14 protein-coding genes are annotated in these 15704 nt (G+C 44.6%); 7 read left to right on the top strand and 7 right to left on the bottom strand.

Going from position 1 to position 15704, the window contains the following annotated elements; genetic code table 11:
• Nucleotides 1–118 precede the first annotated feature (118 nt).
• From ACFGVS_RS19585 to ACFGVS_RS19570, 4 genes are all read left to right on the top strand, one after another.
• Nucleotides 119–1072, top strand: coding sequence for a homoserine kinase (locus ACFGVS_RS19585; protein WP_439699254.1), 954 nt, complete (start codon nucleotides 119–121; stop codon nucleotides 1070–1072).
• Between the two features lie 132 nt (nucleotides 1073–1204).
• Nucleotides 1205–2515 (top strand): threonine synthase, encoded by a 1311-nt coding sequence (gene thrC / locus ACFGVS_RS19580; RefSeq protein WP_439695245.1) that lies wholly within the window; start codon nucleotides 1205–1207, stop codon nucleotides 2513–2515.
• 100 nt (nucleotides 2516–2615) lie between these two features.
• Nucleotides 2616–2972, top strand: coding sequence for a hypothetical protein (locus ACFGVS_RS19575; RefSeq protein ID WP_090638224.1), 357 nt, complete (start codon nucleotides 2616–2618; stop codon nucleotides 2970–2972).
• Complete coding sequence (locus ACFGVS_RS19570) at nucleotides 2969–3574, top strand: HAD family hydrolase (protein WP_439695244.1); 606 nt, start codon at nucleotides 2969–2971, stop codon at nucleotides 3572–3574. Before ACFGVS_RS19575 ends, ACFGVS_RS19570 begins: the two co-directional genes overlap by 4 nt.
• Nucleotides 3575–3600: 26 nt before the next feature.
• Here the strand turns inward: ACFGVS_RS19570 and ACFGVS_RS19565 are convergent, their stop codons facing one another.
• The 5 genes from ACFGVS_RS19565 to ACFGVS_RS19545 form a co-directional block, all read right to left on the bottom strand.
• Complete coding sequence (locus tag ACFGVS_RS19565; RefSeq protein ID WP_439695243.1) at nucleotides 3601–4986, bottom strand: LutB/LldF family L-lactate oxidation iron-sulfur protein; 1386 nt, start codon at nucleotides 4984–4986, stop codon at nucleotides 3601–3603.
• A gap of 183 nt (nucleotides 4987–5169) precedes the next feature.
• Nucleotides 5170–6717: a M28 family peptidase gene (locus ACFGVS_RS19560; RefSeq protein WP_439695242.1), complete on the bottom strand. Its 1548-nt coding sequence runs from the start codon at nucleotides 6715–6717 to the stop codon at nucleotides 5170–5172.
• Between the two features lie 208 nt (nucleotides 6718–6925).
• Nucleotides 6926–7360 carry a ribose 5-phosphate isomerase B gene (gene rpiB / locus ACFGVS_RS19555; protein ID WP_439695241.1) on the bottom strand — a complete coding sequence of 145 codons (435 nt, stop codon included), beginning with the start codon at nucleotides 7358–7360 and terminating at the stop codon, nucleotides 6926–6928.
• Nucleotides 7361–7626: 266 nt separating this feature from the next.
• The gene (gene bshA, locus ACFGVS_RS19550; RefSeq protein WP_274210749.1) at nucleotides 7627–8769 is read right to left on the bottom strand and encodes an N-acetyl-alpha-D-glucosaminyl L-malate synthase BshA; all 1143 of its coding nucleotides are present in this window, start codon (nucleotides 8767–8769) and stop codon (nucleotides 7627–7629) included.
• A gap of 234 nt (nucleotides 8770–9003) precedes the next feature.
• On the bottom strand, nucleotides 9004–10407 hold the full coding sequence (locus ACFGVS_RS19545) for a tetratricopeptide repeat protein (RefSeq protein ID WP_090638257.1): 1404 nt from the start codon (nucleotides 10405–10407) through the stop codon (nucleotides 9004–9006).
• 233 nt (nucleotides 10408–10640) lie between these two features.
• Between ACFGVS_RS19545 and amaB the strand changes: the two genes are divergently transcribed.
• Together amaB and ACFGVS_RS19535 are read left to right on the top strand one after the other, a co-directional pair.
• Entirely contained in the window at nucleotides 10641–12182 is a 1542-nt protein-coding gene (gene amaB, locus ACFGVS_RS19540; protein ID WP_439699253.1) for an L-piperidine-6-carboxylate dehydrogenase, read from the top strand.
• Nucleotides 12183–12208: 26 nt separating this feature from the next.
• On the top strand, nucleotides 12209–13855 hold the full coding sequence (locus tag ACFGVS_RS19535) for a S8 family serine peptidase (protein ID WP_439695240.1): 1647 nt from the start codon (nucleotides 12209–12211) through the stop codon (nucleotides 13853–13855).
• A 192-nt stretch (nucleotides 13856–14047) separates the two neighbouring features.
• Here the strand turns inward: ACFGVS_RS19535 and ACFGVS_RS19530 are convergent, their stop codons facing one another.
• Nucleotides 14048–14179 (bottom strand): hypothetical protein, encoded by a 132-nt coding sequence (locus tag ACFGVS_RS19530; protein ID WP_439695239.1) that lies wholly within the window; start codon nucleotides 14177–14179, stop codon nucleotides 14048–14050.
• Between the two features lie 313 nt (nucleotides 14180–14492).
• Between ACFGVS_RS19530 and ACFGVS_RS19525 the strand changes: the two genes are divergently transcribed.
• The gene (locus ACFGVS_RS19525; RefSeq protein WP_090638272.1) at nucleotides 14493–14900 is read left to right on the top strand and encodes an SPW repeat domain-containing protein; all 408 of its coding nucleotides are present in this window, start codon (nucleotides 14493–14495) and stop codon (nucleotides 14898–14900) included.
• A 56-nt stretch (nucleotides 14901–14956) separates the two neighbouring features.
• Here ACFGVS_RS19525 and ACFGVS_RS19520 read toward each other — a convergent pair whose 3' ends face one another.
• Nucleotides 14957–15646: a PAS domain-containing protein gene (locus ACFGVS_RS19520; protein ID WP_439695238.1), complete on the bottom strand. Its 690-nt coding sequence runs from the start codon at nucleotides 15644–15646 to the stop codon at nucleotides 14957–14959.
• Between the last annotated feature and the right edge of the window lie 58 nt (nucleotides 15647–15704).

The following is a 15704-nucleotide window of genomic DNA, read 5'->3' as shown; positions in this document are numbered from 1 at the left end:
TTAGCCCCCTGAAGGGGGAACTATAGTTTGAGCCCCCCGCCCCCCTAAAGGGGGAGGAATAGTTTTATAAATTTATATGGAAGATAATAAAACACAAGATTTAAAAAGCCCCCTGCAAATGGCACCCCCTTCAGGGGGCGGGGGGGGCGTTCACGTTTTTGCCCCGGCAACGGTTGCCAACGTAGTTTGCGGCTTTGATGTGCTGGGCTTTGCCGTTAACGAGCCCGGTGACGAAGTGATTATGCGGATGACCAATAAGCCAGGCATCACTATAAGCAAAATTACCGGCGATGACGGTAGGTTGCCGATGAATCCTGCAAAAAACACAGTGAGTGTGAGCGTTCAGCATTATTTGCAAAGTGTTGGCCGTACCGATGTTGGATTGGATATCGAACTGCATAAAAAAATGCCGATAGGTAGCGGGTTGGGTTCAAGCTCGGCCAGTACTGTGGCCGGTTTGTTTGCTATTAAAACCCTGTTAGGCGATGATAGCGATCCGGCTAAATTGCTGCCATTTGCGATGAAGGGCGAAGAGATGGCTTGCGGTCATGGCCATGCAGATAATGTTGCCCCGGCATTGCTGGGCGGTTTTGTACTCATCCGCAGTTACGAACCTTTGGATGTAGTGCGATTGCCGCATCCGGCAGGCTTGTGGTGCGCCATCGTATTCCCTGATGTAGATGTACCAACAAGGGAAGCCCGCCAGATAATCCGCAAAAACATCCAGATGAAGGATGCCGTAACCCAATGGGGTAATATTGCAGGGCTGGTAAGCGGCTTGTTTATGAATGATATTGACCTGATGGGCCGCAGTATGAAGGATGTATTGGTTGAACCGGTACGTTCCATGCTAATACCTGATTTTTATAAAATGCGCGAAATGGCGATGGAATTAGGCGCGGTTAGCTTCGGTATTTCCGGCTCTGGCCCCTCTGTTTTTGCCTTCACAAAAGATGAGGATACAGCGCATCGGATAACCCAAAAATTGCAGCATCATTTAACCGGTTTAAAAATAGGCTCTAATGGCTACGTATCAACTATAAATGATGCCGGGCCGAGGGTGCTGGGATAAAAGCCTCACCCAACCCTCTCCAAAGGAGAGGGCTTAAAATCCGTTATCCTAAGAAACAGCTAAATCAAAAATTAACAGAATCGGCAAGTCGAGTAAATCCGAAATCGAACATCCGAGATCCGAAATAATAAAATGAAACTCTACAGTACCAATAATATTCAATCAGAAGTATCTTTTAAAGATGCAGTTTTTAACAGTATGCCGCAGGATAAAGGTTTATACATGCCCATTAGCATCCCGCGTTTGAGCGACGATTTTATCAATAACCTGGATAAGTATACCCTGCCCGAAATTGCTTTTGAAGTAGCTAAAAATCTTTTAGGCGATGCGATGCCGGCTGATGATTTGAAAGCTTTGATAGATGACGCTATAAACTTTGATGCGCCGGTTGTAAAGCTGGATGATAACGTACACGTGCTGGAACTTTTCCACGGGCCATCACTGGCCTTTAAAGATTTTGGCGCCCGCTTCATGAGCCGTGTAATGAGCTACTTTTTAGAGGAAGGCGAAAAACAGCTGGATGTATTAGTTGCAACAAGCGGCGATACCGGCGGTGCCGTTGCCCTGGGCTTTTTAGGCGTTCCAAATACAAGGGTTACTATCCTCTATCCCAAAGGCAAAGTAAGCGGTGTGCAGGAGCAACAATTAACCACAAACGGGCAAAACATTCGCGCCCTTGAGGTTGATGGTACGTTTGATGATTGCCAGGCTTTGGTTAAACAAGCGTTTACCGATGCCGAACTGAACGAAAAATTCCGCCTGACATCGGCCAACTCTATTAACATTGCCCGTTTGGTACCGCAAACCTTTTACTACTTTAACGCTTACGCGCAGTTGCTAAGGCAGGGTGTTAAAAAAGTAATCTTCTCAGTACCCAGTGGAAACTTTGGCAATATCGGTGCCGGTTTGTTAGCCTGGAAAATGGGCTTACCTGTTGAAAAGTTTATTGCAGCTACGAACGCTAATGATACCGTGCCCGAATTTTTAAAAACAGGCATTTATCAGCCAAAACCATCGGTGGCAACCTTGTCAAATGCCATGGACGTGGGCAACCCAAGCAATTGGGTGCGCATTGCCGATCTGTTTAAAACAGATATGGATGAGCTGAAGAAATTGGTGATTGGCTTCACTTACAACGATGAGGAAACCATAAAAGCCATCAATTGGGTATTTGATACTTATAATTATGTGGTTTGTCCGCATACCGCTATTGCCTGGCAGGCCTTGACAGATTATCAGCATGATCACGCCAGTGCAGATACCGCAGGCGTATTTTTATCAACCGCTCACCCATGCAAATTTCCCGATGTTTTTAGCGCCGAAATAACTGCTAAAATTGATGTGCCCACTCAGGTAAAAGAATTGGAATCAAAAACCAAACTGGCCATAGCGATAAGTAAAGACTTCGAAGATTTTAAAGGCTATTTGCTGAACGCTAAATAATAAGCGCTTAGACTTCCGATGCTATAAACTTCGGAAGTCTTGTTATTCATTCGTCAATTTTACTATTCGTAGTTATATTTGATCTGTGAAAATTACTTCAATGCGCAACAAAAAAAACATCATTCTTTTTTGTTTGATTACGCTGTCGTTTGCGGCCTGTAAAAGTCATTCTAAATTTAACCGGGACGACTGGAACGACGGCGATGGCCTTACATTTAGCTACCGCGATGGTATGGTTGACGATTTACTGCAAAATTACAAACTCAAAGGGTTAAAATACCAGGAGGTGATCCACCTGTTGCACCGCCCGCAGCAAAGCAATAAAAGCCAGATGATTTACGAAATTGAGGAACTAAGGAAGCCCGGAAAACCACACTATGTTAAACAGCTTGTCCTATCCCTTAAAGATTCAGTGGTAACCGATGCAAAAATTTACGAGCATACTGATAAGAAATGATCAACACCATCATATTCGACCTTGGCGCAGTTTTGATAGACTGGAACCCGCACTACGTTTACAAAACCATATTTGACGACGAGCAGGAAATGCACGATTTTCTGGCCAATGTTTGTACTTCCGACTGGAACGAAGAACAGGATGCCGGCCGCTCGTTACAAGAGGGTACCGATTTGCTGGTAGCCCGGTTTCCGGAGCATGAGGCCAATATCAGGGCGTTTTATGGCCGGTGGATAGAAATGCTGGGTGAACCTTTTCATGGCACCGTCGAGATTTTTAAACAGTTAAAGGAGAGTAGTAAATATAAGATCTATGCGCTCACCAATTGGTCGGCGGAGACATTTCCATTTGCGCAGGCCCGGTTTGATTTTTTAAACTGGTTTGACGGTGTAGTGGTATCCGGTACCGAAAAAATGCGTAAGCCGGCACCTGAGTTTTTCCAGATATTGCTCGATAGATATAACGTTAACCCCGCCGAAGCTGTATTTATCGACGACAACTACCGCAACGTTGTTGCCGCCGAAAAGATGGGCATAAAGTCCATTCATTTTAAATCAGCAGAAGAGTTGTCGGAAGAGCTGAGGGCGATAGCGATTTTATAACATTAAAAAAACAGGCAGTAAATAACTTACTCTTCGCCCTGGTGTTTTTCCTGCCATTGCCTGGTGAACGATTTTTCGGTAACTTCGGGCATTTCCCTTAAATGCCCCCAGGTGCTTTTAAAGAAAAAACGAAGGAAGAAGTTTTTCATTTTACCGCCAAAAAAATCGGTGAGGCTGCGTTTTAGCATTCCTTTTTTCCAGATGGCCCAGCCCCAGCGTTCTTTGGTGGTTACCAGGCCCCCGTTAACCGCGTCGCGGCGGTTAAGCAGCAGCATTTTGTGAATATCTATCTTAACAGGGCAAACCTCGGTGCAGCGGCCGCAAAGGCTTGATGCGTAGCTTAAGTGTTTAAACTCCTCCATGCCGTCGGTATGCGGCGTTATAATAGCGCCAATAGGGCCACTGTAAGTAGTATTGTAAGTGTGGCCACCAACATTCTGATAAACCGGGCATACATTAAGGCAGGCCCCACACCGGATGCAATATAGGCCCTGGCGTTGCTCTTTTTGGGCCAGCAGGTTGGTGCGGCCGTTATCAAGCAGTACCACGTACATTTCTTCGGGTCCATCGGTTTCATTAGCCTGGCGCGGGCCGTTTAATATGGTATTGTAAACGGTAAGGTTTTGCCCGGTGCCGTGCGTTGACAGCATTGGCCAAAATAAGTCAAGATCGGTTATCGAGGGGATAACTTTTTCTATACCCACTACCGCAATATGAATTTTCGGGAATGTGGTACATAAACGGGCATTTCCCTCGTTTTCGCTGATGGCTACACTGCCGGTGTCGGCCAGCAGGAAGTTGGCGCCGGTTATGCCAACATCGGCCAGCAGGTATTTGTCCCGCAGTAATTCCCGTGCTTTGAGGGTTAGCTCCTCGGCTGTGGCATCTAAAGGAGTACCAAAATGCTGATTGAATAGCTTGGCAATATCCTCCTTGCTCAGGTGCATTGCCGGGGTAACAATATGGTAAGGCGCTTGCCCTAATAGCTGTACAATGTATTCGCCAAGGTCGGTTTCTAATGATTCGATGTGGTTTTCTTTCAAAAATTCATTCAGATGAATTTCTTCAGTTACCATCGATTTGGATTTTACAACCGTTTTGGCTTTTGCCTTTTGAATAATGTTCAGGATTTCGCGGTTGGCCTCTTCGGCGTCATTAGCCCAGATAACTTTGCCGCCCCTGCGCTGGAAATTGGCTTCAAACTCGGGCAAAAACTTGTCCAGGTTTTCCATCACCTTCCACTTGATCACATGACCTTTTTTCTTGGCGTTATCCAGATTTGCTATGCGCGATATGCCGCTTGCCGCAGCCGCGTTGTACTTATCAATGCTGTTGTTGATAATACGGCGGTGGTCTGCATCAAATACCTTCTCCGCAGATGCAACCAAAAATTCCTCGGCAGTGCTTCCCATATATGCGAATTTAGGGATTTTTGGGTGAAGTTGGTTTATTGGGTTGAATAAGTTGATTGAGTTGAATAGGTTAACCGGGAATTTGTAAAGGAAATTTTCCGTTAAAACAAAACGAGGCACAAATTTGCGCCTCGTTTTGTTTTGAATAGTGGTTTTTCAACCCAATCAACCACTCACCATTCACTATTTAGCCCCATCAACAACTGGTTTTTTATCACGATTGGCTAAGTCCCAACCTGTGTAAAATACCAATTGCGCGCGTTTTGCCAGTAACGGGAAGTTAATTTTGCTTACTTCATCGCCTGGTTGATGATAATCAGCATGTACGCCGTTGAAATAGAAAATGATTGGCACACCATGTTTTGCAAAGTTGTAATGATCGCTGCGGTAGTAAAAACGGTTAGGATCATTAGGATCATCATATTTATAATCCAGCTTCAGATGGGTATAAGTATTGTTTGCCTTTTCGCTAATATCGTGCAACTCCTTGCTCAACATAGCCGAGCCGATAGAATATACGTAATTTGCAGAATCGGGTTTGCCGATGTACTCTTCGCCTACGCGGCCAATCATATCAACATTTAAATCGGTAATAGTATTGGTCAACGGATAAATAGGATGATCGGTATAGTATTCAGAGCCTAAAAGACCTTTCTCTTCACCAACATTACCTAAAAATAAAACACTGCGGCGTGGGCCATGGCCATCCTTTTTAGCTTTCGAAAACGCCCTTGCAATTTCGAGAATGCCTGTAGTGCCCGACCCATCGTCATCAGCACCATTATTTACCTTGTCTTTAGCATTTGGATCAGTTTCTAATCCAATGTGGTCATAATGAGCCGAAAATACCAGCACTTCATCTTTTAAATCGGTGCCTGGCATAAACCCTACAACGTCAACGGCTTTAACATCGGTGCGCTCATTCGAAAAATTGGCTGTAAAATCGGCCTTTGCGGTTACAACAGGTGTAGTGGCTGCTGCGGTTTTTAAATCGCCGTAAGTTTTTCCTGTTGATTTTACCAATTCATCAGCTATCGCTGTAGTTACATGAAAAACAGGTACACCGGCGTTGGCTTTGGCTGCGTCTTCTTTAATAGTTAAACGCGGGCTTGCGATGCTTCTGCCAAAACGTTTAAGTAAAGCAGTTAAATCGCCGTTGGCGGCCAAAATAATCGCGGGTTTTTTGCTTTGCAGGTTGGCAAACACTTTTAAACGGGCGGTAGTCATGCGCACGGCCACATTTGGTGTTTTACCTTCTTCGGGTTTGTCCTCGTTTATCCACAACACAACTTTGCCTGCAAGATCGGTTGATCCAATTTCGCTTTCTGTGCCGAAGCCTACAAATACTACTTCGCTGCCGCTTACATTTTTATCGGGCACAGTGCCGTTAGGTATAAAATCCTGCCCTAAAACAAATGGTTTGCCATTAACAGCAAATGCCGATACTTTTAGCGCGCTTTGTACAAGTGGTACGTTAAAGAAATACGATCCGTTTACCGGGGCCTGCAATCCTAATTTTTTAAATTCGCCGGCTATGTAGTTTGCGGCTTTCTCGGCACCAGGCTTGCCGGTTTCCCGGCCTTCAAATTCGTCGGATGCCAGGATACTTAAGTGTTTTTTGGCGTCCTCGGCCGTAATCAGCTTCCCGTACTTCATGGCAGTAGGGTTTTGCTGCGCACAGGCGCTTACCGCAATCGCTGCGGAAAACGCCAGTAATGTTACTTTTTTCATGTATAGTAATTAATTAAGTCAGTTTCTTTTAGTATCAAGTAGCGAGTATCAAGTAGCAAGACTGCTGCTGCTTTTTAGTATCAAGTAGCAAGTATCGAGTATCAAGATTGCTGCACAGGAATGAAAGTATCGAGTTGTAGCCCAGGGCGTTTTCTGCCTTTCGCCTTTTACCTTTACCCTTTCGCCTAATTTCCCCTTTCACATAAAATTAGCAGGAAATTTTCCCTACCCTGGTAGCGTGGCGGCCGCCTTCAAATTCGGTGGTGAAAAATGCTTCAATAATTTTTTTAGCCTCATCAATGCTGATGAAGCGGGCGGGGATACATACAATGTTGGCGTTATTGTGGCTACGGGCCAAAACAGCAAGTTCTTCGTTCCAGCAGATGGCGGCTCGGATGCCCTGGTGTTTGTTGGCTGTAATGGCTACGCCGTTGGCGCTGCCGCAAACCAGGATCCCCAAATCGCATTCGCCACTTTCAACTGCCGACGCTACGGGATGGGCAAAATCGGGGTAATCAACAGAGGTATTGGAATAGGTGCCAAAATCTTTTAACTGATCAGCCGGAATATCGGCGGATAAAGCTTGTTTATAATCAAAGCCGGCATGATCGGCACCAATAGCAATTTTAAGTCCTTTTTTCATCGTTAATAGTGTTTTTGCAAAGTTGCAATAAATGTGCAAATTTCAAATGCGCGGATATACAGATTATTGGGGGATGTGAGGATTGTTACAAAGCTGCGTTAAATGTGCAGATTAACTTCGTTGAGGGCTTCGCCGTTTCAGGTGTGCATATTAACTTTATTGGGGGCTGGGCCGTTTTGGATGTAGATCGGTATACCCAGTTGCTATAATTGCGCAATAGTGGTGCAAAGCCCTCTCCATTGGAGAGGGTTGGGTGAGGAAGCTCTTTATATCGCCTTATCCTTGCAGCGTTCTACCACTTCAATGTAGTAATTTTCATAAAGCGGGAGTATGGTGGCCAGGTCGAATTGTTTGGCGCGGGCAAGGGCATTGTTTTTAAAGGTTTCCAGGCGGGTTTCATCTTCCAGGATGTATATCGCCCGTTCGGCCATACCGTCTACGTCGCCTACATTGTTCAAAAAGCCGGTTTCGCCGTCAACATTCAACTCCGGTAAACCGCCGGCGTTACTGCTGATAACCGGCACCTTACATGCCATGGCCTCCAGTGCTGCCAAACCAAAACTCTCGGATTGTGACGGCATCAGGAATAAATCAGCTACAGATAGAATTTCCTCAATGGCATCCTGCTTGCCTAAAAAGCGTACATTATCGGTAACACCCAGATCGCGGCATAACTGCTCGCAGCCCGAACGTTCGGGACCATCGCCCACCATGAGCAATTTTGAGGGGATGGTTTTAACCACCTGGGCAAATATTTTCACCACATCTTCGGTGCGCTTTACCTTGCGGAAGTTGGAGGTATGCACCAGTATCTTTTCGCCCGAAGGGGCTATTGCCTTTTTAAAGTGGTCTTTTGCTTTAAGACTAAAACGGTTTAGGTCGATAAAGTTTGGGATCACTTTAATATCATTCTCTATCTCAAAAAACTGATAAGTGTCCTCTCTCAGGTTTTGCGATACGGCTGTTACTCCGTCAGACTTGTTGATAGAGAAGGTAACCACCGGTTTAAAAGTACGGTCTTTGCCAACCAGCGTAATATCGGTACCGTGCAGTGTTGTAACTACGGGTATGTAAATGCCATAAGTGGCCAGGATTTGTTTGGCCATAAACGCAGCCGATGCGTGCGGAATAGCGTAGTGCACATGCAGTATATCGAGTTGCTCGTGGCGTACCACATCAACCAAACGACTGGCCAGCGCCAGCTCATACGGCGGAAAATCAAACAGCGGATAATTGCTTACCGATACCTCGTGGTAAAACAGGTTTTCGGAAAAAAGGTCTAACCTTGCGGGCTGGTTATAGGTAACAAAATGTACCTGGTGTCCCCGGTCTGCAAGGGCTTTACCAAGTTCTGTAGCAACAACTCCGCTTCCGCCAAAGGTTGGGTAACAAACAATTCCGATCTTCATTGATGTGGGATAATTATCCGCAAGTTTAACAGCAATTTATGGCAAATGTGTTAACACTGTGTAAAATGATTTTGAATTTCGGACATTGGATTTGGCCTGTTATTGCAACCGCGCTACCTAATCAACGCCGCTTTTTTCGTTGCTGATTTTTGTTCCGAATCCGGCACATCATCAATCATCTGCACATCTGAAACAGCGAAGCCCTCAACGAAGTTAATCCGGATATCTGCGCACCTACTTCGTATACCTGTTAATAATATCCACAATCACTTTGTTTTTTTGTAATTGAGGCAGATAATCAAATAAAATATAGTGCTTTTCCGGGTCGCTGGTCAGGGCCATTTCCAGGTGGTTTAGCGCCTCATTGTATTCGCCTTTGGCAAACAGGTAGGCAACCATCCTGTAGTATAATTCTGCAGCTTCGGGGTTGTTTTTTATAGCCTGCGATATAATCTCGATAGCGCCAACCAATCGTTGCTGCTCATACAATATAGACGAGTAATCCAGCCAGGCATCAATATCCAGCGGGTTTAGCTCAACCACCTTTTCGTAAGCCTGCTCAGCTTCGGTCATGTGGCCCAGTTTGTATTCGGCATCGGCAATGGCAAACCAGTAGTCGGCATTGGCAATATCCAAATCAAGGGCTTTTTTGTAAAAGTGCAGTGCTTCAAAATAGCGTTCTTCAAAGTCAAGCGTAACCCCGATACCAAACCAGGCATCTGCCAGTTTAGGGTCCATTTTTACCGACTTTTTATAAAAAGCCCGTGCATCATCCATCTGCTCCAGCTTTTCGTAGCATTCGCCTATGGCGCAATAAGTATCGGCATTGGGCTGCTCATACTCAAAGGTGTGACGGTACACTTCAATAGCTTCGGCATATTTTTCCAGGTTAACCAGGGCATTACCTTTGTTAAAGTAGGCCGATGCAAAACTGTCCTTAATCAGGATGGCATAGTCATACGCATCAATAGCTTTTTCAAACAAACTTAATTTGGTATAAGCGTTGCCCAGGTTGTACCAGGCGGCATAGCTATAAGGCTCGTTATCGATGTATTGCTGGTAAAACTGCACGCTTTCCTGCTGGTTGTCCATTACATCGTAGCAAAAAGCCAGTTCGTAAAGGGCATCCTGGTTTTCCATATTTTGCTTAAGGCAAAGCTTAAGATAACTTATGGCGGTGTCATAATCGCCCATGTTTTGGTAAACGTAGGCTATGTGTAGCAGTATTTCGTCGGTTTCTTCGGCCAGGCCAAGGGCTTTTTCGTAATTCTCCAGGGCCTCGCTAAAGCGCTCCATACTCTCGTACAGGTTACCGCGAATAATGTAAATATCGGCATCAGAGGCCTCCAGCATGGCTGCTTTTTCAAGCGCGGCAAAAGCTTCGGGCACCTTATTGCCTACTACCAGCAACTGGGCCTGCTTAATTAAAAATACTGCTGCAAAAGGGTGCTGATTGCGCGCATACTCTGCTACCTGTAGCGCCCTGGCCGGATCATTCTTTTCGATGTAATAGTCGATAATGTTCTCAAACGCCTGGGCATCAAAAAAGTACTGGTCTTGATTTCGAATCATTTCCTCGTACCGTTCTACCGAAAATTTGGGATCTTCAGTAAAACCAAATTCAAATTCTTCTTCCATTCAATTTTGTTTGCAGAACATCCGCTTTAGGTTAACAATTGTAATTGTCTTGTAAAGACTTATTGAAGTCAAAATACAAATAAGTAAGCAACCAATTTGCAAATAAGTTTTCAACATTCAAACATTGTTAACAACCGTTAATTACAAAGCATTGATAATTAACAGTAATCATTATAAACCCGCAATTCAAAAAATTGCTTCAAAGATTTCTACCTTTGGCAAAAGTAACAATTATGGGCCTTGATATAACAGACATTCTAAAACGTTTACATATAAACGATGTAAATGATGCTTTTAGTACAGGCAGCAACTGGGGCAGCAGCACCGGTGCAGCAATAAAAAATATTACATCGCCGGTTGACGGCCAAAAAATAGCTTCGGTTAAATTTGCTACCGAAGCCGATTATAACCAGGTAGTTGAGCAAGCTGCCGCAGCGTTTAAAACATGGCGTACAACGCCGGCGCCCAAACGCGGCGAGATTGTGCGCCAGATAGGCGAGGCCCTGCGCGCTAATAAACAGGACCTGGGTACCCTGGTATCTTACGAGATGGGTAAAAGCCTGCAGGAGGGCCTGGGCGAAGTGCAGGAAATGATTGATATTGCCGATTTTGCCGTAGGCCTGAGCCGTCAGTTGTACGGCTTAACCATGCACAGCGAAAGGCCTGAACACCGCATGTATGAGCAGTACCACCCGCTGGGTATTGTAGGCATTATATCGGCCTTTAACTTCCCGGTAGCCGTTTGGAGCTGGAACTCGCTGCTGGCTATGGTTTGCGGCGATGTAAGTATATGGAAGCCATCTGAAAAAACACCTTTAACCGCTATTGCCTGCCAGCACATAGCGCAGGAGGTTTTAAAAAGAAACAACATAGCCGATGGCGTTTTGAATTTAATTAACGGCGACCGCAACATTGGAGAATTGATGGCCAATGACACCCGCATCCCGCTGGTATCGGCCACCGGATCAACCCGCATGGGTAAAGCTGTTGGCGCGGCAGTTGGCGCGCGGCTGGGCAAAAGCCTGCTGGAACTTGGTGGCAATAACTCTATCATCATTACCGAAAATGCCGACCTGGATATGTCATTAATTGGTGCAGTTTTTGGCGCGGTTGGCACCGCCGGGCAGCGTTGTACCAGTACCCGAAGGCTCATCATCCACGAAAGTGTTTACGATGCCTTTAAACAAAAACTGGTAAGCGCTTATGGCCAGATACGTATTGGCAACCCGCTGGATGAGCATAACCACATGGGGCCACTTATTGATACCGATGCTGTTGCGCTTTACCTTGATTCGATTGAGAAATGTAAAGCCGAAGGCGGTAATTTTGTGGTAGAAGGCGGCAGGCTGGAGGGCGATGCCTATGCTTCGGGCTGCTACGTAAAACCTTGTATTGCCGAGGTAGAAAACCACTACAAAATTGTACAGCACGAAACCTTTGCCCCAATATTATACCTGATTAAATATTCAACCATCGGGGAGGCTGTTGAATTGCAAAATGGGGTGCCGCAAGGCTTATCATCGGCCATTATGACCAATAATTTACGCGAGGCAGAACAATTTTTATCCTATGCTGGTTCTGATTGTGGAATTGCCAACGTAAACATTGGTACATCGGGTGCCGAAATTGGCGGCGCCTTTGGCGGCGAAAAAGAAACCGGCGGCGGCCGCGAATCGGGATCTGATGCATGGAAAGTTTACATGAGGAGGCAAACCAATACTATTAATTATTCAAAAACGTTGCCTTTAGCCCAGGGGATCAAATTCGACCTCTAATTTTTATTATTTTCTAATACTTGTACATGTTCAACTTTCGTTCATTTATTTTAAGCGGTCTTTTATTTTCGTCACTAACAATAACCGTATCGGTATCGGCCCAGGAGGCCGTGAAAAAGTCCGATCCCGAACCGCCAAAGTTCTGGCACCTGATGGATCTTAAAACGGATGGCTACTTTGGCGTCAGCTTAAAACAAGCTTATCTTTTTGTAAAAGGCAAGCAAAGTAAAACAGTGGTGGTGGCTACATTAGATAGCGGTATTGACACCCTGCAAAAAGACCTTAAAAGTATTTTATGGGTAAATAAAAAAGAAATTCCGGGCAATGGCATTGATGATGACCATAACGGCTATGTGGATGATATACATGGCTGGAATTTTTTGGGCGGCGCCGGGGGAAAAGCAGACTTTAACGAAACTACCGAGGAGGTGCGCGAGTACAATAAGCTTAAAGGCAAGTACGCAAATGTTGCCGATAGCACCGCTACCAACAAAAAGGAATTTGCTTATTGGCAGCGCGTTAAAACTGTTTATGATACAACCCTAAACAAAGCCACTACCGAAACCGCGCAGCTGCAGCCTATTATGAACGCGCTGATGGCAACCAGCGGATATATTAAACAGGCGCTTAAAATAGGGGCAAGCGGCACTTTTAGGGAAGCGGATTTGGTGAACATGAAAACCGCCAACGATACTTTGAGCCAAAGTAAATATGTTTGGACAACCATATTTTCACAGGAAGGCGGTAATAAAACCAATGCCGAAATTATTAAAGATTTGAGCGAATACCTGGCCAAACTGAACAATGACCTTGCACCCGACCTGGAAGCCCGTAAACGAATTGTTGGCGACAATGTGGATAGCATGGACCATAAGCCTTACGGTAATAACCTGTTAAAATTTGCCGATGCATCGCACGGTACAGGCGTGGCCGGGCTTATTGGCGCGGTACGCAATAATGGTTATGGAATAAACGGGGTAGCCGATAATGTGCGCATTATGGCCGTTAAAACGGTGCCCAATGGCGATGAATACGATAAAGATGTTGCCAACGCCATCCGCTACGCGGTTGATAATGGGGCCAAAATCATTAACATGAGCTTTGGCAAAAAACTATCGCCGCATAAGCAATGGGTTGATGATGCGTTTAAATACGCCGCCTCAAAAGATGTCCTGCTGGTACTGGCTGCCGGGAATGATAACGACGATATGGATAAGAACCCCGATTATCCGAATGATTTATTTGCCGATGGTTCATCCACAGATGCAGATAACCTGATCAACGTAGGCGCTTCATCAGCAAAATTGGGCGATCACCTGGCCGGCGACTTTAGCAACTACGGCAAAAAAATGGTAGATGTTTTTGCCCCCGGTGTAAAGGTTACCACTGTTGATACCGATGCGGAGTTTAACACCGAGGACGGCACCAGTTTTTCGGCACCTATAACATCAGGCATCGCAGCTCTTTTGCTGGAGTATTATCCTAATTTGAGTGCCAAACAACTAAAACAGGTGATCCTGGCATCAGCCACCCCGCTTACCGGCACTATGGTTTACAAACCCGGCAGCAAAACAGATAAGGTTGATTTTACAACCCTAAGCAAAACCGGCGGCATTGTAAACGCCTATAAAGCATTGCAAATGGCGGCAACATTGCAGGGGGAGCGGAAGTAAAAATTAGCGCGGGGATCGAACTGGTGTTGATGAGATTACTGATTCATAAAACCCCGGGACTATGAAGAAGGCATAGCATGTGGGTGAAACTTACGAAGTTTTTAAAACTTCGTAAGTTTAGAATTTTCAATTTGTTAACGGATGCGAGGGACGAAGGAAATCTATCGTGCGAAAACCCTCTCACCCGAAAAACTACTTTTTCTTATCGGCATTAATGGGTTTTACCACATTGGCTTTGCCCGATTGATAATCAGATCGTGCTTTTTTACTGCCTTCGGCGGCAGGTTTCTTTTTTTCTTTTACGGCTTGTCTGTCCTTGCTCATGATGATTCTGTTTTTATAGATGTTAATAATAGGCCAGCAAATTTGGCAGCCTGGTTTAATTTGTATTGGAAATGGTATTTAGCCGGGAGTTTCTTTTGCCCGCCATTAAAGGAAGAAAAGGAATTGCTTTATTTTTTAAAACGCTTATCTTTGAATCGAATTACTAAAGCAATTAATTAAAGGTACTTGTTTTAAGTAATATAAAACGTTACAGCAGATTTTAAATATCAAAAAACTGCATAAATGTTTAACTTTGAAACGGTTTTTAACATACGTACATTAATATAATTACAACACAACAATAGCTACAACAATGAAAAGCTTCATTCCTACAACTACTTATGCAGTTTTAAATTATGTAATTGCCCTTTTACTAATTTCGACACTGTGGACATTTGATACCTTGCACATTGGTGGCGCGGCTTTATTTTTACCATTAATTATAGGATGGTTGCAATTGATCATGGCTATTTTTGCTAATAACAAACTGGGCTTTTTAAAAGTATTCCCGATGAGCATGCATAATGTAAACGACGTAATTATGGGTTCGTTTTTAATGTGCTCGCCATGGGTGTATGATTTTCATTCAACAATCTGGATTCCGCAGGTACTTTTTGGTGGCGCGTTGTTCATCATGGGTATCTTTACCAAGGGTTCTCCGCTACTTAATAAAGAGCACACCCTACAACAAGGCGGTCTCACTTCAACAGATTCATTGTAATCCCGGTTAGATAGATCATAAGATATTAAAAAAGGGGCGCAATTTGTGCCCCTTTTTTATTCGGGAACTTTTTGTTCCTGTGCTTGTTCCCGTTCACGCAGGTTGCGCATGATTTTCGTATATCCGCGATGCTTATGCTGATCATCATATAACGGAAATACCAGTCCGCTGCCCCAAAAACGGGTGCCATTTTTACGCATATGATAGCGTTCGTCAATGGCGCGGCCATCTTTCAGTGCTGTTTTTAATTCCTGTTCCGGTACGCCGGCTGCCACGTCTTCGGGGGTAAAAAACACATCGGCGCATTTGCCTAAAATCTCCTGTTCTTTATAGCCTAAAACCTTTTCGGCGCCAGTATTCCAGCTGTTAATGTCGCCATTGGTATCGGTAGTAATTACCGCGTAATCTTCCAGGCTTTCCAATACCTGCCTGAAAAAATCTTCACTCATCCTAAAATAACGGTCGTCAAATAATTCGTCCTGGGTAATTGTATTATCAATAGTATGATATTCAATAAAAATGTTGCTGCTATCTACGCCACAGGCCAATTGCATTGGTTCGCGGGTAATTTTATAAAAGGTTTCGTAACCATCGGGCAGGTTGTTTAACGCCGGTTTTTGTTTTACCGGCATCATGGTAATGGTAACAGCTTCATCGGTAAGCTGACTGTTAATATTTACTAAAAGATAACCGTATCCTTTTTCTATCAGGTTACCAAGCAGCTCGGGTGTAAATGGAACGCGCATTTTATTAAGGTTAAAACTGTTCGCGTTACCCTCGCAAAAATGAAACCATTTGTTATTT

The sequence above is a fragment of the Mucilaginibacter sediminis genome, from assembly GCF_051903035.1.
Taxonomy (GTDB): domain Bacteria; phylum Bacteroidota; class Bacteroidia; order Sphingobacteriales; family Sphingobacteriaceae; genus Mucilaginibacter.
Note: the sequence above shows the minus strand (reverse complement) of the source record. Positions and strands in the feature narration are given on the sequence as shown.